The following is a 573-nucleotide window of genomic DNA, read 5'->3' on the forward strand; positions in this document are numbered from 1 at the left end:
TAAATCAAGTGTTTCACCAACAGTAACAGTAACGGCAGCAGAGACACATCCTCTATCGGTATCCGTGACTATTAATGTGTAATCACCTGATTCGACATTGTTTAGCAGTATATCTGTATCAATAGCAGCTACAGTAGTGTTAGTACCTGCGTACCAAGCATAAGAATAATTTGTAGATCCACCAGAGACAGTAGCGGTAGCATCAGCCTCTCCATCAAAAGGAGCACCGCATTGCGTGTTGTCTGAAGTAGCAGCTTGTAGAGCTGTTTCGTCAATGACAGGGATGTCAGAGAGATCTTTAGTTACTGTGAATTCGGTAGTCGTAGTACACTTATTGTCAAGGTCAGTTGCTTCAACAGTATACGTACCCGCTACAACACCAACTATGGTTATCTGATCGTCCCCTGGGTTTCCAGCCAATACACTTGTAGTGGATATAGATACGCTACCAACACCCGTTGAAGTGGGATCACCATCTTCAATTTCATTAGCAATATCAGTGTTTTGTCCTCTGAATACTTTGAAAGTATACCCACTGGTATTGTCAGTTGTAGCACCAGCATCAGTACCGAC

1 protein-coding gene is annotated in these 573 nt (G+C 42.9%); it reads right to left on the reverse strand.

Annotated features, from left to right (window positions below; all coding sequences use genetic code 11):
- A partial coding sequence (locus BFP72_RS19055) for a hypothetical protein (protein WP_158233203.1) occupies positions 1–573 on the reverse strand: 573 nt, incomplete at both ends.

It is taken from the genome of Reichenbachiella sp. 5M10 (assembly GCF_002742335.1).
Classification (GTDB): domain Bacteria; phylum Bacteroidota; class Bacteroidia; order Cytophagales; family Cyclobacteriaceae; genus Reichenbachiella.